Origin of the sequence: Chryseobacterium antibioticum, assembly GCF_012927325.1 — a bacterium.
Classification (GTDB): Bacteria; Bacteroidota; Bacteroidia; order Flavobacteriales; family Weeksellaceae; genus Chryseobacterium; species Chryseobacterium antibioticum.
This window is the reverse complement of record NZ_JABBGI010000003.1, coordinates 111,764-135,977: the sequence shown is the minus strand read 5'-3', so window position 1 is coordinate 135,977 and position 24,214 is coordinate 111,764. Positions and strand designations below refer to the sequence as shown.

The following is a 24,214-nucleotide window of genomic DNA, read 5'->3' as shown; positions in this document are numbered from 1 at the left end:
TCGTTATTTAGATTAAATTTAAATAGCGTATATTTGCCCTTACAAAAAAGCAGGTTTTGAAAGAGAAGGACTTACATAAATTAAGCGGATTCCCTAAGAACAAAATGGGGAAGATTTTGGGTTATGACAATGATCACCTTAAAATGCCTAACAAGATCATAGAAATGGGGCTTCTGCCGGAAACCGTTTTCAGGATATTGTACCAGGCGCCGTTCAATGGTCCTATGTATGTGGAATTTGGAGAAGAAAAAAGCCGCATCGCTCTGCGTGAAGAAGAGGGAAGTTATATCATTGTTGAAGAATTGAATTAATGCAGGAAATTAAGAAAAAGCAGGTCCTTTTAGTCGGGAATCCTAATGTAGGAAAGTCTACGGTTTTCAATGCACTGTGCAACAAAAAGCAGAAGACCGGAAATTACGCAGGGGTTACCGTGGCGAGCCACTCAGGAAATTACACCTATAAAAACGAGGAGGTTGAGGTGATCGATTTGCCGGGTTCATACAGTTTGTATCCAAGCTCCGAAGATGAAGCTATTTTTTCTAAATTTCTTATTGACGAACAACAAAACTACGCAGGAGTAATCTATATTCTCGAAGCATTGAGTCTGAAAAGAGGACTGCTTTTGTTTCAGCAGATTCAGGATCTGGGTATTCCGATGATTTTGGTGGTTAACCAGATCGACCAGGCCGAAAGAAGAGGAATTACAATCGATATCGCGAAGTTTTCTGATGCTTTAGGGATTAAAATTATTCAGACCAATGCTAAAGAGCAGTTGGGAATAGACGAGATCAGAGAAGCTGTTCTTAATAGTGGTTTTGTAAAAACAGACAAAACCTCTTTCGAAATACCAAACGAACACAAAGATTTTATTCATAAACTGGCTGCCCACAAAGGCATCGACAACGAGTATAAAGCCTGGATGAGCCTTTCTGCAGGTTCAGACCTCGGAAAAATAGCCTCCATAAAAGATCTGATGAATGAACCTGACTCCAAAAGTCTGGTTCCTAAAAGACTTCAGGTTCAGGAAACAGTAAGAAGATATCAGAATGTAGATAGAATATTAGCAGATGTTATCTCTAAAAAAACGCAGTTCAAAGAGCTTCTGACAGAAAAATTAGACAAAGTACTGGTCCACAAATTCTGGGGGTATATTGTTTTTCTGATGATTCTTTTAATCATTTTCCAAAGTGTTTTCTTCCTGGCTGAATATCCCATGAACTGGATTGATGATTTCTTCTCTTGGCTGGCCGCCTTTACCGGAGAACACCTGCCGGAAGGACCTATCAACTCATTGATTTCAAATGGAATTGTTCCCGGAATCGGAGGAATTGTAGTTTTTGCACCTCAAATCGGGATTTTATTATATTTCTTATATCTATTAGAAGATTCAGGGTATATGGCGAGAGTTGTATTCTTGATGGACAGACTGTTACGTCCCTTCGGACTGAACGGGAAAAGTATCGTTCCACTGGTGTCGGGTACTGCCTGCGCTATTCCTGCCGTGATCTCTACAAGGAATATTGAGAACGTAAGAGAAAGATTACTGACTATATTGGTCACCCCTTTCATGACCTGTTCAGCACGACTTCCGGTTTACAGTATTATCATAGGACTTATCATTTCAGAAGGATCATTCCTTGGAATTAAATATAAAGCACTGGTGCTGATGGGAATGTATCTTTTAGGCTTCCTTGTCGCTCTATTTTCAGCAGCCATTCTTAAAGGATTTATCAAAAACGAAGGTAAAACCTATCTTGTCATGGATCTTCCAACCTATAAAAAGCCACTTTTCGGATACGATTTTAAAATGGTTTTGGGAAAGGTCTGGGAATTTATTACAGGAGCTGGAAAAATTATATTTATTGTAAGTATCATCATCTGGTTCTTAAGTTATTTCGGGCCTAAACAAAAGCCAGAGCAATTTGTGGCCACGAATGTTGAACTGGATCACTCTTACCTAGCAAAAATGGGTAAAGGAATTGAACCGCTTATTGAACCTCTTGGTTACGACTGGAAAATGGGTGTTGGGATTCTGACAAGTTTTGTGGCGAGAGAAGTTTTCGTAGGAACCATGTCTACCCTGTACAGTCTGGAAGATGATGCGCCCGAAGTGAAGGTAATCGATAAAATGAGGCGAGATGTAAAACCTGACGGAAGCAAAGTCTTCAGCTTTGCAACAGGTATTTCTGTCCTTTTATTTTATGCATTTGCAATGCAGTGTGTTTCTACACTTGCAGTAGTCTACAGAGAAACCAAAAGTTGGAAATGGACCGGCTTCCAGGTAGCGATGATGACAGGTTTGGCATATTTTGTGTCGTTGATAGCATATCAGATTTTAAAATAATGGATACTTCATTAATTTTTCAGTACGTTATTATTGTATTGATCGTTGCATTTGCCTGCTACTCTTTATTTAAAGTGCTCAGAAAGAACTTTGCACCGAAAAAATTTAGCTCCAAAAGATCCAACTGTGACAAAGATTGCGGATGCTCATGATCCTGTTTTAAGGTCATAATTGAAAAAATTGTAGTAATTTCATTCTCTGAAACTAAAACCATTTCGATTTGAGCCCGAAATCAGTAGCTGTCTTTATATTTTCTATGGTAACAATTCTGGCTAAAGCCCAGATCGATACAACCAAAATCAAGTCTTATGCAGATCAGGTTATGGTCCGGGTAAACTTTGATACCAATATTGAAGAATATGTTCATACAGAAGGTCCTGAGGATAAACCATTAGAAACCACCCTTTCTATCAACAATAAAACAAGAGCTTCTTTCTCTGTTGACTATAAAATTATAAGTGCCACAGTATCATTTACACCCAGTTTTCTACCGGGAAACAATGATGACGAACTGAAAGGCAACAGCTCCTATGCAGACTTTAGATTTCGTTTTTTTCCAAAAAGATTTATACAGACCGTTTATTACAAAAATGTAAAAGGTTTTTATTTAGAGAATATGCAGGACTTCTTTCCCGAATGGAAAGAAGGAAAAGATCCTTACTTCCAATTTCCGGATCTTAGAGTTCAAAGTTTTGGAGGATCTACAGCCTATGTAATGAAGAAAGATTTTTCCCTGAAAAGTATTTATACACAAGGGGAATGGCAAAAAGAAAGCCGTGGGAGCTGGGTTCCTTTTGTAGATTATGACCTTTCCATATTCAGGGATATTTTAAACGGGCAGAAAAGTAAAGAGAGCCAGTACAGTTTTGGAGCCAATATGGGTTATTTTTACAATTGGGTGCTTGGAGCCAAAAAAAGAGTGAATATCGCTCCCAATATTGCACTCGGATTAGGAGGGATGTTTTCCAGCAGCTGGGATATTCATAATGACGGGACAAAATTCAATAAGCAAAACACACAATATTTAACCTTTAAATTTGCGACGGGGCTGCATATAGGATATAATACAGACAGATTCCTGTTTGGAGGGAAATTTAATGTCAATGCCTATGCTTACAGCGAAAAAAACAACCAAAATGTACAGAATAATAACATGTACGGATTGCTTTACATAGGCTATCGTTTTCCACCTCCGAAGGTGGTACAAAGAAATTACGACAAAATCCAGAAAAAGATCCCGATTTTATAAATTACAGGTCTTTTAAGTATCTTTGCCCAGAATAAAAACAACTTAAAAAATAAAAACAGAATGTCGTTAATAAAATCCATTTCGGGAATCCGGGGAACCATCGGCGGAAAAGTAAATGATAACCTGACTCCTTTGGATGTGGTGAAATTTGCTTCTGCATTCGGAACTTGGCTTCAGAATACACAGAATAAAAAGAATTTAACCCTTGTCATTGGAAGAGATGCCAGAATTTCAGGAGAAATGGTTTCTTCACTGGTGACAGCTACCCTTCAGGGATTGGGAATTAATGTAGTGGATTTAGGACTTTCCACCACCCCAACCGTTGAAATCATGGTGCCTGAACTGAAGGCAGACGGAGGGATCATCCTTACGGCTTCACATAACCCAAAACAGTGGAATGCTCTTAAGTTATTGAATGGCAAAGGAGAATTTATCACAGGAGAGGATGGAGCAAAAGTACTTGCTCTGGCTGAAAGTGAAGATTTCGACTATGCCGAAGTAGATGATCTTGGAAAATATGAAACAAGAGACGATGCTTTTGACATTCATATCCAGCAGATCCTTGACCTGCCAATGGTAGATGTTGAAGCCATTAAAGCTAAAAAATTCAAAATCGTTCTGGATGCCGTAAACTCTACGGGAGGAATTGCGATCCCGATGCTGTTAGATAAATTAGGCTGTGAAACAGTCAAATTATACTGCGAACCGAACGGGCAGTTTCCACACAATCCTGAACCGTTGAAAGAACATTTAGGAGACATCTGTGAGCTGGTAAAAAAAGAAAACGCAGACTTGGGAATCGTTGTAGATCCTGATGTAGACAGATTAGCCTTAATTGATGAAAAAGGTGAAATGTTCGGAGAAGAATATACACTGGTTGCTGTTGCAGACTATCTATTGAAACATAAAAAAGGAGCTGCTATCTCAAACCTTTCTTCAAGCCGTGCTTTGAGGGATGTTGCCAACAGCCACGATTCAGAATACTTTGCAAGTGCTGTAGGGGAGGTGAACGTAGTAAATCTGATGAAAGAGAAAAATGCAGTAATAGGAGGAGAAGGAAACGGAGGAATTATCTATCCGGATCTTCATTACGGAAGAGACTCTTTGGTAGGGGCCGCCTTGTTTTTAACCCATCTGGCCAAAGAAAACAAAACCGTTTCCGAACTAAGAGTGGGTTACCCAAGCTACTTTATGGGGAAAAAGAAAATAGAACTTACCCCAGAGATCAATGTAGATGAAATCTTATCCAAAATGGAAAAAGAATACCAGAATGAGCAGGTTTCTACCATTGATGGAGTTAAAATAGACTTTGAAAATAACTGGGTGCACCTCAGAAAATCAAATACAGAGCCGATTATCAGAATCTATACCGAGGCCTATACACAGGAAGAAGCCGATAAGCTTGGAGATGATATCATTGCTAAGATTAAAAGTTTAATTTAAAATAAAAGAAGAACGGAACAGAAATGCTCCGTTCTTTTTTCTTCTGTACACCATGTTTGAGCATATACAAAACAGGTTTCGTTTCTCTTTCCTAAAGATAAATGGCGGAAATTTCTAAGCTGCTTTGAGCGTATGGAAGTTCCTGCCGGAAAAAGGCTCGTTATAACTATTTAACCACAATTTGCGTTATTTATCCACAATCCTTTTATGTGTTTTCTTTTTTTACTATCTTTATTATAGAAATTTATGAAAAACTAATTCAAAAAAAAGTTGCAACTTTGCATAAACATTTGAATGTCAGTTTCAGAAGTTATTATTAATTAATAAAGTTTGCCGAGGTTTGTAAGTATATTCAGACATCGGGCCGACAAAGACGACACTATTGGAAGAGTATTTTGGAAATGAACTTGTAAAAAAGTTCGAGGAAATGATGGAAAATAATGATGAATTCTACTTCGATACCGAAGAATTGGAAGATATCATTGTTTATTATTTGGAGCTGGGAGATTTTAACTACGCAGACAATGCTGTTAACTATGGACTTAAGCTTCACCCGAATTCATTAGATATCAAGATCAAAAGACTTGAGATTCTTTTGGAATGGGAAGACTATAATACCGCAAAAGAACTTATCGATGAACTGAAAGGAGCATCGATGGAGAATACAGACTTTTTAGTTTGCTATGCGAAGTATTATTCGAGCCTGGGAAACCCTAGAAAATCCATTGACATCTGTAAAAAAGCTTTAGAACTGAAAGAAGAAGAGAACTTCCTTCACAACTTTATTGCGGATGAATATGTGAATTTGGGAGATCCCTTTAACGCTCTTAAACACTACAGAAAAGCTCTGAAAGAAGACCCTACAGACGAGTATTCACTCGAAAACTGTATGATCTGCTTCAGCGATCTGAATAAGAGCGAGGAGGCTATTGCCTTTCTTAATGAATATTTAGATGAATTTGCTTACTCCGAGACCGCATGGTTTGAATACGGACAGTTTTATTTCAACAGAAAGAATTTTGAAGAAGCCATCAAAGGGTATGACTACCTGTTGGCAATCAATTCAAACTCTGTAGGAGTATATGCTAATAAAGCAGCCTGTTACGAAGCTTTAGGACAATATCAGAAAGCAGTGACAGTCTATGAGGAAATGCTTGAGCTGGAATATACCAAAGCATTTACTTTTTACAAGATAGGACTATGCTACAAAGCGCAGAAACAGTCTATTATGGCTCTTAATGCGTTCCAGAAATCATTGAGAGAAGACCCGCAGTTTTATCTTGCGATGATGGAGCAGTCTTACCTGTATGAGGAAATGGGAGGAATGAAAGAGGCCTTGCATTTTGCACAAGAAGCGACTCATCTAAACGATGACAACCTTGATTATCAGAAAAGATTAGCGTTTCTGTTCATAGATTCCGGGAAATTTGAGGAAAGCCTTGGCTGTCTGAAAAAACTGGTAGACGCAGAACCCACGAGGTTTTATAATTGGTATGCCTATTCAGAAGTGCTGATGCTTCTGGGAGAATATGAAGAAGCTGTGACCATTTTGGAAAGAGCCCTGAAGGTGCACGACAGAGCAGAACTCTATTATCAGTTGAGTAATTGTTATTTCAACCTTAGAAGACCAGAAAAAGGAGCAGAATCTCTTCAGAAAGCATTAAGTATAGATCCATCATTGGCTCCGGATATGCAAAAAAAGTATCCGTTCATCAAAGATGAGGTGAAGAAGGTTAAAGCAAAAGTGAAAAAGAAGAATTCTTAGAAGTTGGAAGAGAGGGGGTAAGATCAAAAGATCAGTCTTAATTCTCCTTAACATCCTAAAATTCTTAATGGTTTAACTTAACAATCATAAATAAATAATCCTGCAGCAATGCAGGATTTTTAGTTGATATTAATTAAAGTATTTATTTTTTTATAATGCTGGTTTTAGACCTTAAAAAGATTAATCCGCCAATAATAATACCTGCGCCTACAAACTGTAAGATACTTAATTTTTCACCATCCAAAAAGCCCCAGATAATAGCAACGATCGGTATTAGCAGCGTTACTGTTGAGGCGAAAAGTGGAGTGGATACTTTCAGAAGACGATAATTCAATGTCATAGCCAATCCCGTTCCGAAGATGGATAACAGACCCACAAACATCAGTCCCAGCATATGATCTTCATTAAAACTGAATGTCGAAAAGAATCCGGTACATGTTAAAGCAAAAAGAGAAGGTAAAAACAAAACAAAGGAGAAAACAAAAGCTGATAATATAGTTGAGGAAACATCCATTAGCTTAGATTTTACCGTTGTGGTGCTTACTGCGTAGCATAATGTGGCTAATAAAAGGAGTAAGATTGGGATCAGTTTAAGCTTTCCACCTTCTCCGTCTCCACCGAATGCCAGTAAACAGACGCCCGCAAAGCTGATCATCGTTCCTACGATCTGTCTTTTGGTGGTTTCAAACTTCCAGATTAAAGCCCCCACAATGATCACGAAAATGGGCATCATAGAATTGATAATTCCCGCAACACTGCTGCTCACCTCCGTTTCCGCAATTGGAAAAAGGAACATCGGAATGAAATTTCCCGTAAATGCAGCCAGAATGAGCCATTTCAAATGCTTTTTAGGAAACAGTTTATATTTAGAAATCGCAACCGGCATTAATATAATTCCTGCGATCAAAACCCTTAGTGCCCCGACTTGATATGGGCTGAAATGCTCCAGAGATTTTTTGATCAAAATAAATGATGATCCCCAGATAACAGTTAGTACAATCAGAAGAATCCATTTTTCTTTATCTGCGTTCATTGTTTTTGTGTAAGATTTTTAAAAATTCTTTTTTAGGAATCATTTTTGCGCCCAGGCTTTCCAAATGTTCTGTATGAGATTGACAATCAATGAGATCAATTGTTTCTTTGTTGCTTTCTACAAAATGGATGAAGCCTGCTTTAGAGGCATTGCTCACTTTCGCAAACATGCTTTCTCCACAGAAAACATTGCCAATCTGAAGTCCGTAAAATCCGCCAACCAGTTCTCCATCCTGCCATACTTCTATACTTTTGGCAAGACCGTATTCGTGAAGTTTGATAAAAGATTCCATCAGCTCGTCCGAAAGCCAGGTTCCCGTCTGTTCTTTTCTGCTGGTCTGCTGACAGTTTTGGATAACTTCTCTGAAACTTTTGTTCTCCGAAAAGGTAAAAACAGATCTGTTCAGTATTTTCCGCATCGATTTTGAAACTTTCAGTTCATCAGGAAACAGGACAAACCTTGGGTCCGGGCTCCACCACAGTATTTCCTCTCCCGGATTATACCACGGGAAAATTCCCAACTGATAAGCGAACCAAATACGTTCTATAGACAGGTCGCCACCAAAGGCAATCAGGCCTTCGTGACCGTCATAAAGTTCAGGATCGGGGAATGAAATCTCGTTTTCGTCTAGTCGGACCATTTTTTTGGAAAAAAAATCCCACTTGTGAAAGCAGGATTTATATTTGATCTTATTTTTTAATTAAAAAGGTAAATCATCATCATCATCGCCAGCGAAAGGGTTTTCGTTGGAAACAGGAGATGCAGATTGAGAAGGAGAAGCCTGAGTAGGCTCAGATCCGTTATCCATTACTTTTTCAATTTTCCATCCTGTGATAGAATTGAAATATTTAGTTTCACCTTGTGGAGAAACCCATTCTCTTCCTCTGATGTTGATCCCCACTTTTACATTTTCACCTTCTTTAAGATGATCTAATAAACTGATCTTATCAGACAAAAATTCTATGTTTATCGGCTGTGGGTACTGTTCCTGGGTTAAAATAACCATTTCTCTTTTTTGAAAACCACTTGCAAATGTCTGAGCATCAAAAAGTTTCTTTACCGTTCCTTGTAATTCCATATTGTAATTATTAACGTTGTAAAAGTAAGAAAATGAAATGTAATAATAGGGGGGACAGAAAAAAAATCTGTGAATTTTAATTTTTTTTAATGAAAAGTTTGGAGATAAAGGAAAATGTCCTATATTTGCACTCACAAAAACGAAGCAAGCTCTTTAAAATAAACAAAAACCAGCGGATGTGGTGTAATTGGTAGCCACGCCAGACTTAGGATCTGGTGCCGTGAGGCGTGGGGGTTCGAGTCCCTTCATCCGCACTATGCGAAAATAGCTCAGCTGGTAGAGCACAACCTTGCCAAGGTTGGGGTCGCGGGTTCGAATCCCGTTTTTCGCTCCACACCTGCCCTGGTGGTGGAACTGGTAGACACGCAGGACTTAAAATCCTGTGTTCGTAAGAACGTGCGGGTTCAAGTCCCGCCCGGGGTACTAAAACTCTCTGTAGAATTTTTCGACAGAGAGTTTTTTAGTTTTAAGAAGGTTTAAAAGACGTTTATTCCTTTATTGAGTTTTTGTGAATGTTTATATTTTTAGCTCTTCTTTTAAGACAAAAAGTCCTATATTTGTAGTCTCAAAAGGAAGTAAGCTCTTAAATAAAGAATAAACAACCAGCGGATGTGGTGTAATTGGTAGCCACGCCAGACTTAGGATCTGGTGCTGTGAGGCGTGGGGGTTCGAGTCCCTTCATCCGCACTCAGCAAAATAAAACTCTCTGTATTATTTACAGGGAGTTTTTTGTTTTATACCAATAACTTCCCTCTTTACAATCTGTACCCAAGATAATATCAACTTCTGTATCTGTGCCCAAATTTGAATACTCCATAACTTTGCTGAAGTAAAGCAGAACACTATGGAAACGTTACGACAAACCCCCAATCAGCTTCTTTATGCTGAAGTTTATATTTCAGACATGTTGTCTCTGAAAAATATTTTTCTACAGACACAGACCCTTAAAAAACTGAATCAGAACTTTGGTGTACCCTTTCTTTTGGTGAAAAAGAAGACTGAGGTGGCAGCGTTTGCCAGCCTCGTGATCAATGAAAAAGGAGAAATTACTTTTAAAATATATGAAAACAGCCTATCCGATACTGAAAAAAGAAATTTTACTACGCGCGCAGAAAGTTATTTCAGAAAAAACAATACAGCCAATTTCCGTGATCCGGAGCAGCTTAAAAGCAGTATCAACAGACTAGTTGGCTGGCTGAATGTTGGATAACCCTGAATGAAATTTGTACATTTACTTAAAATCCAGATCGCATGTCCAGAGACGTTCTCTACCTTAAAATAGCAAAATCTGTCACTGAGCAGATTAAAAGTGATACCCTGCAGTTTGGAGACAGGCTGCCTTCGCTCAGAAGTGCCCAGAAGCTCTATAATGTGAGTCTTAATACGGTAAAACAGGCCTACATGGAGCTTGAAAGCCGTTCCCTGGTAGAATCACGCCCGAAATACGGCTATTTTGTGAGGCAGAGTTCCCAAAGAAAGCTGGCACTGCCATCTGTTGCGCCTATGAAAGTGGCGGAAAGAGAAAATACCGCTGAGGTTCTTATCGATAAAGTGTTTGGAACCATTGATGGATCCGATGATGTTACCCAGTTTGCTTTAGGCATTCCGGGTAAAAGCTTCCTTCCTTTAGCTAAGCTGAAGAAATCTATGATTAATGTGATTAATAGAAAGAGTGACAGCGGAACAGATTATGAACCGGTGCAAGGAAATGAATACCTGCGCAGGGAATCTGCGAAATGGGCTCTCGTACTGGAAGGTAAGATCTCAGAAGATGACCTGGTGATCACCTCAGGAGCGATGAATGCAGTGTATACCTGCCTGATGGCGGTAACGAAACCCGGAGATTCTGTTGCGGTGGAAAGCCCTGTCTATTTCGGAGTTCTTCAAGCCATCCAGCAGTTGGGACTGAAAGTGGTGGAAATTCCTACCCATCCTATTTACGGTGTTGATCTGGATGCATTGAAAAAAGTACTGCCTTCGCTTTCCGCCTGCTGTTTTGTAACGAATTTCAACAATCCATTAGGCTTTCAGATGCCTGATGAAAACAAAAAAGAATTGGTAAAACTGATCACGGAATATAATGTTCCGCTGATCGAGGATGATATCTACGGCAACCTGTATTTTGGAGCAGAAAGGCCGAAACCCTGTAAATTCTATGATGAGGCAGGACTTGTGATGTGGATAGGATCGGTTTCCAAGACTCTTGCCCCGGGGTATCGGGTGGGATGGGTCGCTCCGGGAAAATTTAAAGAACAGGTGATCCGGCAGAAATTGGTGCAGACGGTATGCAGCCCGTCCATATATCCGGATGTCATTGCTGATTTTCTGGAACACGGGCGGTATGACCATCATTTGAGGACATTCAGGAAAAAATTATACGCCAACTATCTTCAGATCCAGAAGTCGGTGACAGAATATTTTCCGGATAATACCAAAATTTCAGAACCGAAAGGAGGTTTTATGCTGTGGCTGGAACTGGACAAAAGAATCTGTACGGAAGATTTATTTGATGAAGCGATGAGTCAGAAAATCAATTTTGCCCCGGGAAGAATGTTTTCACAGTACAATCAGTATCAGAACTGTATGCGCCTGAACTATGCGCTGGAATGGACGGACAGGGTAGAAAGTGATCTGGAGAAATTAGCGAAAATGGTAAAAAAAAGAATCTAATTTTCGGTAATCCGATATAAAAAGGACGCTTAAGATTAAAAAAAATGCTTTGAAACATTAAGTGAGATTAAGGTTTTAAGATCATTAAGTGAGCTTCGCATTAAGGATTACAGCTTATAAAATCTTTAGATTTTCTCTTAACGATCCTTACCTCCTTAACAGATCTTAATGTTTAAAATATTAGAAAACACTGCGGTATCTGAAACCTGCGCAAAATATAAATAATAATATCAATTAAACCCTATAGTGATGAATGATACAAACAATGAAGTACAAATTATAAACTACGTACCTCAATACAAAGAAGCTTTCAAGGCATTAAATGAAGAATGGATTAAAAAGTTCTTTACAATGGAAGCAGGCGATTACAAGCTGCTGGATAACCCCGAAGAACATATTATAAATAAAGGAGGACACATTGTTTTTGCACTTCTGGATAACGAAGCCGTAGGAACCTGTGCATTGGTGAAAATATCCGATGAGCCGCTTAGATTTGAACTATCCAAGATGGCTGTAAGTCCAAAAGCGCAGGGGAAGAAAATAGGATATCTGGTAGGACAGGCATTAGTGAATAAAGCAAGAGAACTAAAAGCTGAAAGCATTTTTCTTGAAACGAATTCCGTGTTGGTTCCTGCCATAAAACTATATGAAAAACTGGGCTTTAAGCATATGCCGGTTTCAGGTTCGGCCTATGAGCGGTGTGATACCCAAATGTTGCTGAAATTCAATGATTAAGCAAAAAAAAAGATATTAGAACTTGGATACGAATATCCTTGTTCTAATATCAAAAATTAAATCTAATGGTATAATAATGTTGTCAGGAAGTTGGAAGCTCGAAGATGGAAGTTATTGAAGTCCAAAGCTATTACTGTAACCTCGTTTTATCATATTTATGGAAACTGTTGAAAATGAATGCACAATAATAACTTCCGGCCTCCCTCTTCACGCTTCCGGTCTCATTTTATTTCTTAATGAAAGTCTTGGTCAGAGAATTTTTATTTCCGCTGATTTTTATGAAATACATTCCTGCCGTAAGACTTTGAATGTTTATTTTTTCATGAAACAAACCGTTGGAAGATTTTAAGTTTTTTGTTGAAATCAGCGATCCGTTTGTATCAATGATTTCTAATTTAATTTCCTTGTAATCAGATTGATACTGTACGTTGATGCTCTCTGAAGCAGGATTAGGATAGAGTTTGAAATCATTCATGGCCACTTTAGTGTCCTTCACGGCCAAAGCTCCGTTAATACATACCGGAATACGATTTACCCCATCGATTCCCCAAGATGGCTGTACAGGAATACACATCCAGTTCAGAACGGTAGGAAAATGATCCGTTTCTCGCGTTGTGGAGGTGTAATCATGGATTTTAAATGTATTGGTAGTACCTGCAGCATAAGCAGGAGATCCTGTTACTGTCAGATTATTGGCATTTGGACTTGAGTCGGTTAAAACATTTCCTGAAGTTCCGTTGCACTTCCAGTCTGCCAGTAATTGGGCGTAATAGGGGTGGGAAGGAGTAATATCCTGATTGGCCCAGTTGACAATCACATCATTCGGAAGGGCAGATTTCCAGATTCTGATATCTTTATAGGATGCGGCAAGATTCTCTCCATATACATTTGTTCCATCCTGGTTGATGGTAAATGGCAGCCCGGAATCTATATTTCCAATCGTATTCATTTTAGCAAAAGTCACCGGAACACCGTCTTCATACATCGTTACAAGTCCGTCTCTTTCGAAACTTACTGCAATATGTTTCCACTTTCCTGTTTCCACTTTTCCACCTGTCATGTCAATTCTGTTCACGCCGTCACCGATATTCATTTTGAAGTTCTGTCCCGAACTGCCGGATATCACAAACCCTTTGTTTTTTCCATTCGCCCAGTTTTTATTGCTGATCATTACCGGGTCACTTGAATAGGCCGCATTTGGCTTTACCCAAAATTCAACCGTAAAATCCTGAGTGGCTCCGAAATTGAAAGGCACCTGATTAGCCGGTTTTGCATAGGTGCCTGCCGGAAAACTAAGCTGGTTGAAGGTTTTATTAGACTCCAGAATCGTTTTTCTGATCTGTTGAGGGGTAAATCCAGGATTGGAATATATGTTAAAGATATTACGTTCAGAAAGGTTTCCGCCACCGTGAGAACTTTGGATGGCGCCGTGATCTGTTGTTAGCACCACCAGCCAGTCTTCGTTGCTGTAAGTTGGCCTGCTTTTCATGGCGTTCACGATCTCTGCGATATAAGAATCGGTAGTCTGGATAGAGGAAACATACTGAGGAACTGTGGCTGCGAATCCGTAAGAATGTCCGGCGTGGTCTACATCATCGAAATCTACGAAAAGAATATCAGGATTGTCATTCTGCATAGCACTCACGGCTGCATTTTTTACGGCCAGATCAGATCCAAGATTGCTCTTTACATCAGCAGTCTTTACAATCTTGTCATTAAGCGGAGCCCAATTGACCAAAGACATTGTTCTTAAGTTAGGATTGTACGTTTCGGCTCTTGTAAGAAAATCAGGATAGTTGACATAATTGGGGCTCGTGAAATTGTTGTCCTGAACATTGTGTTTCGTGTGCCATACGCCTGTAAGCATGGTGCTCCAGCCGTTTCCGCTCCAGGTTGTAGCGGCGCATAGACCGTCCAGAGAGTAAATGGATTGATTGACAAGGTTTTGGATGTTTGGGATATTGCTGGACATCATGACGTCTGCGCGACATCCGTCAATACCAATGAAAAGAACTTTTTTAGTCTGAGCTCCGAGGAAACAGCTCATAAAAACGGCCATTGAGAATAATTTTGTTTTCATAGATAAAGATTTTAAAAGAAAAAGTTTACAAATAGTAATTTATTTTTGATAATTGTAAAATTAATTTACTATTTGTAAACAAGTGTAAATTTAAAGTTAATAAATTGACAACTAAATGTTTAGAGGTTTTTAAACACAAACAGCACAAATAACCTCACGAATTTCCACAAATAATAGCGTGGTGTCATTAGTGGAAAGTATTTGTGCCATTAGTGTTTAAATAAAAATGAGTCTGAAAAAAGTAAGTATGATTTGAAAGAAGAGTTTAAAGTAGATCTTCAGCCTCAGAAATTGTATTAAAAATATAGTCAGGATTGGCCTTTTCCAGTTCCGCTCTGTTTTGCGCTCCGGAAAGGACGGCAATGGTAAGTCCGCAGCCTGCATTCTTCCCTTCTTCAATATCAATCACAGAATCACCCGCTTTTAAAACTTTGCTGGCCTCAAGGATATTGAACTTTTTCATCGCAAGGTTGATCATATCAGGACTTGGACGGCTTTCAGAAACATCATCGGCTGTTATCAGGGCATCGAAATGGATATTTTCCTTCCACTGTAATTTATCTAAAAGCTGCTGTGCGATCTCGAAAGTGTAGCCTGTATTCAGAACGACTTTTTTATTTTGAGCTTTCATTTTTAAAAGAAAAGCTTCCGTACCATTGATCGGTTTTACTTCCAGTTTTTGATAGGCTTCTTTTAATTGTTCAGAAAAGTTTTGGAAAATAACAGAAGCATCTTCTTCATTTCCATGGATCTCTTTCAGCAAACTGGTGATGGCTTCCAGTTTTTCCATTCCGGCACAGCTTGAAAGCACCTTTTCTAAAGTCACATGATAGCCATGATTATTCACAGCCTGCGTTAAGGTTTTGTACACTACATTGTCTTCGTCAATCGTTGTTCCGGCCATATCCAGAACCAGTAATTCTATATTTTTCATTGAAATTTATGCGTAGATTTTATCTATATTAAATTTTGAAAAGCCTCCGCTTCCCGTCATTCCTTTTCCTCCGCTTCCTGTTACGATGTGGATATTCGGGGAAGGATTGTGTTCGAAAATATCTTTTGTTTTGCACTGGGAATAGATCCCGAACCATCTTCTCTGAATTTCATAGGTAGGAAGATCTATAATTTTTTTGGCTTCGTGGATCATGAATTCGTCGATTTCCATGTTCAGATCGTACCCGAGATCATCGGCATTTTTAGCATCGGCATATTCGTGGGAGTCTCCCAGAATGATAGATCCGTCAAGCGCCTGTTTAAATAGAATATGAACCCCATACTTTTTTTCAAAAGATTTCGGGTCTTCCGATTCCTTAATTTTCTGAAAGGAAGCACATTCACTGAACGATTCATACCTTCTGATGGAAAGACCTGTCAAAATATTCCCCGGCAGCGAATAAATACCCTGAGGTTTCGTCTGCAGCATCTGCAGTTTACTCACTTCTAAATCGCTTTCATCAAATACTTTAGGGTATAATGTTTTGAACTCATGTCCACCACAAATGATGATCTTTGAAGCCGTAAATTCCGTTCCATCTGCACTTATGGCGGAACAGTTCTGACCGTTTTCACCCGTTTCAATAATGGTGGTATTGTAAAAGATTTGAAGTCCCAGTTTTTCCTGCAACAGCTTATGAAGCTTGACGATCATGTCTGCAGAGTCTACCGAAAGTTCCTGCGGGAAAAAGAGTCCTCCTTTACAGTAATCCGAGCGGAGGCCATCAAATTTCTTGATGCAGTCATTCTTGGATAACAGAACAGATTCATACCCATTATTTCTGTTAATCTCATACAGTTCTTCAATAAGCTGAATTTCTTCATCATTCGAAGCGATATATACTGAACCGTTTTTTCTGATGGTAAGATCTGCCTGGGTATGAAGTTCGTTATAGATGGCCAGACTTTCTCTTCCGTAGTTCTGCCATGTAAGATCCATTCCGGAGGGAACTACCTGTCCGAAATTTCTCGCCGTTGCGCCCTGGGGAACAGAGTTTCTTTCCAGTAAAGCGACCTTCAGACCTTTCTTTAGGGCATGATAGGCGTGGAATGTTCCCAGAATTCCGCCTCCCACAACGATTAAATCAAATTTTGCTGTCATTGTTATTTTAATTTATAAAATTTCGACGGATCGAAATTGATGAATTGATTAGAGTTTGAGTTCGGTTTTGCCTTTTTTTTGAAAGCTAAAAAAGCAGTGACCGAAAGAATAAAAACGGCGGCTGTAATGATATAATTCAGATGAATATAAAAACTAAGCCACGAAGTCTGTGCAGAACCGAAGTTTTTGTACAGCAGGATAAGAACACTTCCCAGGTAACCGAAAGAGTCTACGGTATAGATCAGAAACCCTACATTTCCCTTGATGTCAAAGGCTGCAATCATCCGGTCAAAATAAATTCCGTTGAAGGGAATATAGCAGATGTACATTCCAAAACCGGAGATGACCATCCATAAAAAAGGGGATAAAGAGCCGTTCTGAAATAAATACGTTGACAATCCGACTGTAAGAATGCCTGCAAAAAGGATGTAGTGGTAATACGCAAAGGCTTTTTTATTGTTTTTCACCTTAACCATAAAGCTTAAAATTAAAAGCACCATTACTGCTATTGGAATTTCTGTTAGGGTGAAAATGGAGCTGTTAAAAGTAAAATGCAGCCCGTCCCAGATCTCGCGGTTGAAATTATCTCTGAAATCTCTTAAAACCGTTAAACAGATATACAGAAAAATAATACACACAATGGGAATGAAAAACTGACGGATCAGCTTTTTTCTTTCTGCACGAAGTAAGGGTTGTCTTTTGTTTTTTAGCAGGATATCTTCTTCTGAAGGCTTAGGAATCCTATTTAAAAGGAACGCAAAAATAATAAGTGGAATGATGAAAATCAATCCTGTGCAAAATGGCATCCAGAATTCGGAAACAGGGAAAGTATCCATTAAAAATTTCCCTGTAGATTTTGTAAATCCCGAGGAAATCACAAAGCTTGAACACAGGAAAAGTCCGATGATTTCTGTTGTTTTCCGGCCTTCAATATAGGAAAATACGATTCCCCAGATCATTCCCAGCGGAATACCGTTGATGAACATAAAAACGATATTGTAGGGGGCGGGAACCAATGCAAAACCCAGCAAGGCCAGTTCTGCCACTCCGATGAATGTCAATAAGTAAGCTATTCTATTCTTCGGTTTCAGCTCTGAAATAAATTTAATGCCGATGAATTTTGAAATAAAATAACCGACAGCCTGCGCAATGATGATCAGAATTTTATAGTCAACCCCGAAATAGGTGAGCCCTTCAAAAGAGGCTACCGTAAAGGGTTTTCTGAATCCGTACATGCAGAAGTAGACCCCGAAAGCGGCCAAGGCAGCCTTCAGTGTTACTAATGTTTTTTTATTGATACTTTGAGCCATTATGGATGGTTTAGAAGTTCAGTTTTATTCCCAGATTACATCTTACTCCGTAATATTCTACCTGCTCAGGACGGTCTTCATTCTTTCCGAAATGATAAATCAGCGGTTTGTTCAGGATGTTGTTGACATCTGCATACAGCATAATATGTTTCGTGAACTGGTATGATCCTCCGAAATCCAAGCTGCTGTATTTTCCGTAGTATGAATCATTGATGTCATCTTCAGAATATTCTACAGCATACTTTCCTTTGTAGTTGTAGGCCAGTCTTGCATTGAATCCTTTTTTCTCAAAGAATACCTGTACGTTATACAGCTGTTTAGCCTGATACGGAAGAGCGACCTGTCTTCCGCTTGGTTTTTCCATTTCCGAAGTCATGAACGTCGCATTCAGCTGTGTTCCGAAATACTGAAGAAACCCTGGTAAAAAGTCGAATCTTCTGTTGATTCCCAGTTCAACGCCACCTAACCATGCTGCATTTCCGTTATTGGGTGCTGTAAACTGTACACCTGTTATTCCGTTGTAGTTTCCGATGAAAGAATCCTGGAAAATAGGATCTGTGATGGATTTATAGAAAACACCACCGCTTACGATCCCGACATTGGAGAAATAGTATTCACCCATCAGGTCAAAGTTTAAGGAATAGGTTGGATTAAGGTTTGGATTTCCCCCTTTGAATTCGTTGTCTGCTTCGCTGTACGTTCCGCCTGGTGTGATATCCCCGAAGTTCGGTCTTGAAAAGGTTCTGGTTGCTGCAAAACGAAGATTGGTTTTCTCGTTCAGAGCATATTTGATGTGAAGCATCGGAAGAACTGCCAGATAGTTTTTGGTATGTTCAACCGGTGTCAGAACATCCTCAACTACATTATAGCCCTGTACTTTTGTATGCGTATTGGATAATCTGATTCCCCCTAAAATGGTGATCTTGTCACTCAATTTATACGTTCCCATTCCGTAAGCATCCGCATGTTTCTCAAAAACATCAAAGTTTCTTCCCAATGCTTTGTTGTATTCCAATGCTTCAGAATCAGTATGATTAATCTTTAAATTTCCTTGATTCTGGATCCAGAACTGATCCATGCCTGTTGTAGAAAGTACCGGTCCGAAAGTGTTTCCAATGTGAGTATTCATTTCACTTAAATATTTTGGGCCGTTTGCCTGTGTGGTGATGTAGGGAGCATAATCAGACAGAAGAGGAGTTGTTCCGCCGTTCCAGTTATAGAAAATATCCGAGAATCTGGCATTTCTTTCTTTGTCTCTGTATTTGAATCCGTATTTTAAAGTCAGTTTATCCGATGCATTGATCTCATGATTGAAAGCCGCTACGATCTTGTCTTTTTCCTCAACAAAAACTTTATAAAATTCAAGGTCTGTAAATTTCATTTGCGAGGCGTCCATCTTGAAGCCGGGATCGTTGTAGAAACCAAATAAAGCATCAGGATTTTTATAGTCTAATTTTCCGCCATCTGCTTTCCAGTAAGCTCTCGGACCACTTCCGTGGTTGGAAATATAATCAGGGTTAATGCCTACTCCGGATTGCGTGTATTTAATGACATAATAGGAATTGTTTTGCTTGTCAGGAATGTTTCCGTATTTGAAACGGTTGTCATAATAGGATAGATCCCAATCGATTTTTCCTTTATTTAAAGTATGAACTCCACCTAAGGATACAGAAGTAAGTTCTGTGATCAGTAAGTTGTGGATGTTCTGAAGTTCCACTCTTGCGGTATTATTCGCAGAGCTGAATTTATCAAACCTGATTCTGTGCTTGTAATGCGTTTCATCATCTGAAAGTGTTCCGTACATTCCTTTTAGATAGAATGTGTTTTTTGGAGAAAGGACGTATTCAAAAGCTGCATTCACGCCCGTTGTTTTTCGTACTCCGTTATAATCGCGGAGTTCCATTCTGAAAACGCCTTCGTCACCACTTCTTCTCGCCTCAAAATTGTCTGTAGACCAGTTTCTGATAAAGTGGGCCACATTAAATAAGTATCCGAATTTTTTATCCTTCGTTCTGCCTCCGTAAAGAAGTCCAAGATTGTAAACCCCTTTATCAGCTTTTGCATTGTAGCCGCTTCCCAAAGTCGCTTTGAACTCTGTTTTCATCGGTGGTGTTTTCGTGATGAAATTAACACCGCCTCCGATTCCGTCTGCTTCCATATCAGGGGTAAACGACTTGTTTACATGAACATAGGAGATCAGTTCGGTTGGGAAAAAGTCGAATGCTGTCGCTCTTGAAGTTGTTTCTTCCTCTGCAGTTGGCAATCTGTTTCCGTTGATGGTCGTTGATGCCCAAAACGGGGGAAGTCCTCTTAAGGAAACAAATCTTCCTTCGCCCTGGTCTCTCTCGATGGAAACGCCCTGAACACGCTGAACGGTTTCTGCTGCATTTCTGTCCGGAAGCTTTCCGATTCCGTCTGAGGCAATGACATTGGTAATATTCACCGCATTTTTCTGAAGGTTTAAGGCTCTTGCTTCCGTGTTTTTCAAAGTTCCGGTCACCACAACTTCGTCGATGTTCTTTCTCTGCTGGGATAATTTGATAGAACCTAAGTCTACCGTTTCTCCGGATTTCACCTCTACATTGATGTCTGCTGTTTCGTAACCGATATAGCTTATCTGCAGATTGTATTTCCCTTCTTTGATATCATTCACCGTGAATTTTCCATCAATATCTGTAGCGGTATTTTTTGATAAACCTTTTATTTTGACTGACGCGCCGGGAAGAGGTTGGCTGTCGTCAAAAACAGTTCCTATGATTAATTGCTTCTGGGCTGACACAAAGAATAGGAAACAGACAAAAGCAAGGGTAAGTAATTTCTCTAATTGGGTCCTCATTTTTACATATATTAAATTTTCACTGCAAATCAAGCTAATAATTTTAATATATATAAATATTTTGTATTAAGTATTGTTTAACAAATAAGGGGAATTTGTTACTTATATTTTACTTTATTTACCTTTTGGAAAATAGTATATAAAATGATAAATAGTTTTTAAATCCCTTTATTATAAGGTGTTTTGCTTTAATGGATGAAATGTTTCCTAAATGAGAATTTTAGACGGAGATTGTCCTGCGAGTTAACATAACGTTAATTTTAGAGGTAAACAGAAAATCAAAAAGTTTACAAATAGTAAATTTTTTGCTCGAATAAATAAGAAAAAGAAGAATTATTTAACCATGTCAAGGTTCAAAACCTTGACATGGTTAACATGACTGCAAGAACCTAAGAAGGTCCAGATTCCCTGACCGTTATTGTTTAAAAATAAGGTATCCTTAAATGTAAAACTTTGCGTTTTAAAATAGGCAGTATTATATAGGAATTTGTAAAATACTCATTACTATGCCGTATAAAAGTAAAGAACAAGCATAATACAGCTTTCATAGCTGATGCTTACGGGAACGTGTGGAAATTTTCCGTTAAAATAAAGAGAATCACCTTCCTTTAAGATGATTTCTTCGTTATCGATGAGGTATTTTACTTCGCCTTTCAGAATGTATTTGAATTCCCAGGCATCCGTAATCACTTTTTCCCTTTTGGAATTCGGCTCAATGGTCAGTAATACCGCTTCAAAACCTAAAGAATGAAGGCTTTTGCTGAAAATATGCATATACTTAAACCCTTCTGCTTCCACTTCTTTTTCAATGACCTGTTGGTTGTCTTTGGGAAGATAAATGAATTTGGCGCTGGATTTTTTCTCAACGCCTTCAAAGAAATAGCTGGCATCAATCTCCAGGGACTGGATCATATCCAGCAGCACAGGAAGTGAAGGAATGGTTCTTCCATTCTCAATCCGGGAAACAAGGCCGTTGCTTACATTGGCTTTGGAAGCCAGTTCATTAATGGTTAAATTATTCTTTTTTCTGATATCCTTCAGTCTCTTACCGATACCTATTAAAAAATCATTCATAGTGTTTGCAATTTAACCTTCAATTATTTTTCGTCATGATAGATGAAAAGCAAAGTTAGTATTATTCTATATAGCTTTTGTAAAGTCCGGAATCAATTCATTGAAAATTGTTATTGAGGCGATTCGCTCTTTTTCCCTATTTTTGTAAAATTCCTTATTTCAATGAAAAAGATTATCCTCATCGAAGACGAAACCAGCGTTGTATCTTTTATAAAGAAAGGACTTCAGGAAAGCGGGTACGAAATTTCCGTTGCTTTTGACGGTCGTACAGGCGTACAGCTTGTACAGGCGAATGATTTCGATCTCGTGATTTTGGATATTATGCTGCCGGAAATGAATGGCCTGGATGTCTGCAAAGAGATCCGGAAAACCAACCAGCATGTTCCGATTCTGTTTTTGACCGCCTTGGGTACTTCTGAAAATATTGTGCTGGGGCTGGAAAGCGGAGGAGATGATTATCTTGTAAAACCTTTTAAATTTATCGAACTGGTAGCAAGAGTAAAATCTCTGCTGAGAAGAAGTAACGGAATAAGTCCTCAGGAACTTACTGAACCGGAACCGGATAATGAGCATGTATTTCAGTTTTCTGACCTGATCGTTAATGATTACACAAAGAAAGTAACCCGTAACGGTGATGAAATTTCACTGACTTCCACAGAATATAAGCTTCTGCTGTATTTCTTGAATAATCCCGAAAAAGTAATTTCCAGAGCCGAAATTCTGGATGCTGTTTGGGGTGTCAATTACGAGCTGGGAACCAACGTAGTCGATGTTTACGTGAATTATTTACGAAAAAAGCTGGACAGCCAGGATGATAATAAGTTGATTCATACCGTGATAGGGATGGGATATGTACTGAAAAAAGCTTAATGAATGTTTAATAAAGTTGTCACAAATCAGACCAAAACGATGGTGCTTTTAATGTTGGTGTTTACGGCCATCATTCTGCTTTTCAGTGGGTTGGTTTATTTTTCGATTGTCAACTTTTCGCATCAGAGGTTTTATGAACTGCTTAAAATACGTACCACGACGATTGTTCAGATTGAGAAAAGCAAAGATCATCTCGATCTTCCTGAAAACTATATCCTCAACAGTCTGAATGATGAGGAACTTCCCATGGAAAAAGATTATGTTTTTGCGGTTCCTGCAGATTCCAACTTTAAAAAGATTTCACAGGAAGTCCATATCCCTGATTATTTTTTTAAAAGTATCGTCAGAAAGGGAGAGGCTAACTATAATGATAAAGAATTCTACTATATCGGCCAGACCTTTAAATATGATGATAAAGAATACATTGCTATTGCTTCTGCCAAGAATCATTATGTGATCTATTATCTGGGATTTTTAAAGAGAACGCTGATCACCTGTATCGTACTTTCCCTGTTTTTCAGTATGATCTTTTCTTTTTATCTGTCTAAAACTTTATTCAGACCCATACTAAAGATTACGGGCAAAGTAAAGGAGATCAGTTCAGAAAACCTGCACCTGAGACTGGAAGCTCAGCCGGACAATAAAGAACTGAATGAGCTGGTAGATACTTTCAACGGAATGCTGAACCGTATCGAAACTTCATTTGAAACCCAGAATCATCTGATCGGAAATGTCTCCCATGAATTGAGAACGCCTTTGACATCCATCATGGGCGAAGCTGACGTAGCACTTTCCATCAACAGAACAGCAGAAGAATATAAAGATACATTACAAATAATCCTGGACGAAGCTGAAAAGCTGGATAAAAAGATCAAAGCCTTACTGATGATCGCTGAGACCGGGTTTGATGGTAAAATCCAAAAAATGGATAAGGTAAGAATCGATCAGCTGCTTTGGGATGTGATCGAAACGCTCAGGAAAATCGATTCAAGAAATAATATCTATCTGGATATCAGTATGCTGCCTGAGAATCCTAAAAAACTCAAAGTTCAGGGTAATGAACAGTTGCTGCATCTTGCCGTGGCCAATATCATCAGCAATGGCTGTAAATATTCTAATTTCCAGCAGGTGAAAGTTTCGCTGGGTGCCACAGATACAGATGTCTATATTATTATAAAAGATTTCGGGATCGGGATTCCTGAAGTAGAGATGAACAAAATCTACGACCCATTCTTCAGAGCTTCCAATACCAAAAACTATGAAGGCTACGGAATCGGACTTCCGCTGGCAAGAAACATCGTAAGAATGCACCACGGTGAACTGATCGTAAGTTCCTACGAAAACCAGGGAACCACGGTACAGATGCGTTTTCCTAACTTCTATACTGCGAGACCGGAAAGGGTAGAGAAAACAAGGGTTTAGCTTAAGGCTAAGGTCGAGGCCGTCCCAATATTCATTGATCTATAAAAAACCGAGAGGTTAGGGCTGAATAATAAAGGCTGAACTTGCCGTTCAGGCCGTTTTTGTCATGGATTGAGGTTTATATCATTTCTTTATATTAACGGCTGTTAACAATATTCTAATCTCATTCTAATCTCTTTAATCACATTTTAATACCATTCCAAAGGGCTT

19 protein-coding genes and 4 tRNA genes are annotated in these 24,214 nt (G+C 38.9%); 14 read left to right on the top strand and 9 right to left on the bottom strand.

From position 1 onward, the window contains the following. Positions 1-56: 56 nt before the first annotated feature. From HHL23_RS03415 to HHL23_RS03395, 5 genes are all read left to right on the top strand, one after another. Entirely contained in the window at positions 57-311 is a 255-nt protein-coding gene (locus HHL23_RS03415) for a FeoA family protein (RefSeq protein WP_169233414.1), read from the top strand. Beyond that, a complete protein-coding gene (gene feoB, locus HHL23_RS03410; RefSeq protein WP_169233413.1) occupies positions 311-2,344 on the top strand; it encodes a ferrous iron transport protein B in 2,034 nt (677 codons plus the stop codon). The genes HHL23_RS03415 and feoB overlap by 1 nt, the downstream gene beginning before the upstream one ends. 220 nt (positions 2,345-2,564) lie before the next feature. Further along, entirely contained in the window at positions 2,565-3,593 is a 1,029-nt protein-coding gene (locus tag HHL23_RS03405) for a DUF4421 family protein (RefSeq protein WP_169233412.1), read from the top strand. A 60-nt stretch (positions 3,594-3,653) separates the two neighbouring features. After that, on the top strand, positions 3,654-5,036 hold the full coding sequence (glmM, locus tag HHL23_RS03400; protein ID WP_169233411.1) for a phosphoglucosamine mutase: 1,383 nt from the start codon (positions 3,654-3,656) through the stop codon (positions 5,034-5,036). Positions 5,037-5,418: 382 nt separating this feature from the next. After that, a complete protein-coding gene (locus HHL23_RS03395) occupies positions 5,419-6,801 on the top strand; it encodes a tetratricopeptide repeat protein (protein ID WP_169233410.1) in 1,383 nt (460 codons plus the stop codon). Between the two features lie 142 nt (positions 6,802-6,943). Here the strand turns inward: HHL23_RS03395 and HHL23_RS03390 are convergent, their stop codons facing one another. From HHL23_RS03390 to HHL23_RS03380, 3 genes are read right to left on the bottom strand one after another with little or no spacing between them, the layout of a single operon-like run. Then, positions 6,944-7,834: a DMT family transporter gene (locus HHL23_RS03390; RefSeq protein WP_169233409.1), complete on the bottom strand. Its 891-nt coding sequence runs from the start codon at positions 7,832-7,834 to the stop codon at positions 6,944-6,946. Beyond that, on the bottom strand, positions 7,821-8,474 hold the full coding sequence (aat, locus tag HHL23_RS03385; protein WP_169233408.1) for a leucyl/phenylalanyl-tRNA--protein transferase: 654 nt from the start codon (positions 8,472-8,474) through the stop codon (positions 7,821-7,823). The genes HHL23_RS03390 and aat overlap by 14 nt, the downstream gene beginning before the upstream one ends. A gap of 60 nt (positions 8,475-8,534) precedes the next feature. Then, a complete protein-coding gene (locus HHL23_RS03380) occupies positions 8,535-8,912 on the bottom strand; it encodes a DUF3127 domain-containing protein (protein ID WP_169233407.1) in 378 nt (125 codons plus the stop codon). Between the two features lie 172 nt (positions 8,913-9,084). Between HHL23_RS03380 and HHL23_RS03375 the strand changes: the two genes are divergently transcribed. From HHL23_RS03375 to HHL23_RS03345, 7 genes are all read left to right on the top strand, one after another. After that, a tRNA-Leu gene (locus tag HHL23_RS03375) sits at positions 9,085-9,166 on the top strand. 4 nt (positions 9,167-9,170) lie between these two features. Beyond that, positions 9,171-9,246 (top strand) — tRNA-Gly (locus tag HHL23_RS03370). Between the two features lie 5 nt (positions 9,247-9,251). Then, positions 9,252-9,335, top strand: a tRNA-Leu gene (locus tag HHL23_RS03365). A 182-nt stretch (positions 9,336-9,517) separates the two neighbouring features. Further along, a tRNA-Leu gene (locus tag HHL23_RS03360) sits at positions 9,518-9,599 on the top strand. 157 nt (positions 9,600-9,756) lie between these two features. Next, a complete protein-coding gene (locus HHL23_RS03355) occupies positions 9,757-10,122 on the top strand; it encodes a hypothetical protein (RefSeq protein ID WP_169233406.1) in 366 nt (121 codons plus the stop codon). Between the two features lie 41 nt (positions 10,123-10,163). Next, positions 10,164-11,582 (top strand): aminotransferase-like domain-containing protein, encoded by a 1,419-nt coding sequence (locus HHL23_RS03350; RefSeq protein WP_169233405.1) that lies wholly within the window; start codon positions 10,164-10,166, stop codon positions 11,580-11,582. A 249-nt stretch (positions 11,583-11,831) separates the two neighbouring features. Beyond that, positions 11,832-12,317: a GNAT family N-acetyltransferase gene (locus tag HHL23_RS03345; RefSeq protein ID WP_169233404.1), complete on the top strand. Its 486-nt coding sequence runs from the start codon at positions 11,832-11,834 to the stop codon at positions 12,315-12,317. 226 nt (positions 12,318-12,543) lie between these two features. On the opposite strand, the gene HHL23_RS03340 is transcribed toward HHL23_RS03345, so the two are convergent. The 6 genes from HHL23_RS03340 to HHL23_RS03315 form a co-directional block, all read right to left on the bottom strand. Then, positions 12,544-14,397, bottom strand: coding sequence for a LamG-like jellyroll fold domain-containing protein (locus HHL23_RS03340; RefSeq protein ID WP_169233403.1), 1,854 nt, complete (start codon positions 14,395-14,397; stop codon positions 12,544-12,546). 265 nt (positions 14,398-14,662) lie between these two features. After that, positions 14,663-15,331: an HAD-IA family hydrolase gene (locus HHL23_RS03335; protein WP_169233402.1), complete on the bottom strand. Its 669-nt coding sequence runs from the start codon at positions 15,329-15,331 to the stop codon at positions 14,663-14,665. A gap of 6 nt (positions 15,332-15,337) precedes the next feature. After that, a complete protein-coding gene (locus tag HHL23_RS03330) occupies positions 15,338-16,492 on the bottom strand; it encodes a TIGR03364 family FAD-dependent oxidoreductase (RefSeq protein WP_169233401.1) in 1,155 nt (384 codons plus the stop codon). A 2-nt stretch (positions 16,493-16,494) separates the two neighbouring features. Beyond that, positions 16,495-17,802 (bottom strand): DUF5690 family protein, encoded by a 1,308-nt coding sequence (locus tag HHL23_RS03325; protein WP_169233400.1) that lies wholly within the window; start codon positions 17,800-17,802, stop codon positions 16,495-16,497. A 10-nt stretch (positions 17,803-17,812) separates the two neighbouring features. Then, positions 17,813-20,638, bottom strand: a complete 2,826-nt coding sequence (locus HHL23_RS03320) for a TonB-dependent receptor (protein WP_169233399.1) — start codon at positions 20,636-20,638, stop codon at positions 17,813-17,815. Between the two features lie 504 nt (positions 20,639-21,142). After that, positions 21,143-21,712, bottom strand: a complete 570-nt coding sequence (locus HHL23_RS03315) for a helix-turn-helix domain-containing protein (protein ID WP_185194852.1) — start codon at positions 21,710-21,712, stop codon at positions 21,143-21,145. A 162-nt stretch (positions 21,713-21,874) separates the two neighbouring features. Here HHL23_RS03315 and HHL23_RS03310 point away from each other — a divergent pair, with 162 nt between their 5' ends. Further along, positions 21,875-22,582 (top strand): response regulator transcription factor, encoded by a 708-nt coding sequence (locus HHL23_RS03310; RefSeq protein WP_169233398.1) that lies wholly within the window; start codon positions 21,875-21,877, stop codon positions 22,580-22,582. 3 nt (positions 22,583-22,585) lie between these two features. Continuing rightward, positions 22,586-24,004 carry a sensor histidine kinase gene (locus HHL23_RS03305; RefSeq protein WP_169233397.1) on the top strand — a complete coding sequence of 473 codons (1,419 nt, stop codon included), beginning with the start codon at positions 22,586-22,588 and terminating at the stop codon, positions 24,002-24,004. The last annotated feature ends 210 nt before the right edge of the window (positions 24,005-24,214 follow it).

Excerpts from the sequence above, each read along its gene's own strand:
- feoB (WP_169233413.1), top strand. The coding sequence starts at position 311 with ATGCAGGAAATTAAGAAAAAGCAGGTCCTTTTAGTCGGGAATCCTAAT.
- glmM (WP_169233411.1), top strand. The coding sequence starts at position 3,654 with ATGTCGTTAATAAAATCCATTTCGGGAATCCGGGGAACCATCGGCGGA.
- HHL23_RS03390 (WP_169233409.1), bottom strand. The coding sequence starts at position 7,834 with ATGAACGCAGATAAAGAAAAATGGATTCTTCTGATTGTACTAACTGTT.
- aat (WP_169233408.1), bottom strand. The coding sequence starts at position 8,474 with ATGGTCCGACTAGACGAAAACGAGATTTCATTCCCCGATCCTGAACTT.
- HHL23_RS03380 (WP_169233407.1), bottom strand. The coding sequence starts at position 8,912 with ATGGAATTACAAGGAACGGTAAAGAAACTTTTTGATGCTCAGACATTT.
- HHL23_RS03355 (WP_169233406.1), top strand. The coding sequence starts at position 9,757 with ATGGAAACGTTACGACAAACCCCCAATCAGCTTCTTTATGCTGAAGTT.
- HHL23_RS03350 (WP_169233405.1), top strand. The coding sequence starts at position 10,164 with ATGTCCAGAGACGTTCTCTACCTTAAAATAGCAAAATCTGTCACTGAG.
- HHL23_RS03345 (WP_169233404.1), top strand. The coding sequence starts at position 11,832 with ATGAATGATACAAACAATGAAGTACAAATTATAAACTACGTACCTCAA.
- HHL23_RS03340 (WP_169233403.1), bottom strand. The coding sequence starts at position 14,397 with ATGAAAACAAAATTATTCTCAATGGCCGTTTTTATGAGCTGTTTCCTC.
- HHL23_RS03335 (WP_169233402.1), bottom strand. The coding sequence starts at position 15,331 with ATGAAAAATATAGAATTACTGGTTCTGGATATGGCCGGAACAACGATT.
- HHL23_RS03330 (WP_169233401.1), bottom strand. The coding sequence starts at position 16,492 with ATGACAGCAAAATTTGATTTAATCGTTGTGGGAGGCGGAATTCTGGGA.
- HHL23_RS03325 (WP_169233400.1), bottom strand. The coding sequence starts at position 17,802 with ATGGCTCAAAGTATCAATAAAAAAACATTAGTAACACTGAAGGCTGCC.
- HHL23_RS03320 (WP_169233399.1), bottom strand. The coding sequence starts at position 20,638 with ATGAGGACCCAATTAGAGAAATTACTTACCCTTGCTTTTGTCTGTTTC.
- HHL23_RS03315 (WP_185194852.1), bottom strand. The coding sequence starts at position 21,712 with ATGAATGATTTTTTAATAGGTATCGGTAAGAGACTGAAGGATATCAGA.
- HHL23_RS03310 (WP_169233398.1), top strand. The coding sequence starts at position 21,875 with ATGAAAAAGATTATCCTCATCGAAGACGAAACCAGCGTTGTATCTTTT.
- HHL23_RS03305 (WP_169233397.1), top strand. The coding sequence starts at position 22,586 with ATGTTTAATAAAGTTGTCACAAATCAGACCAAAACGATGGTGCTTTTA.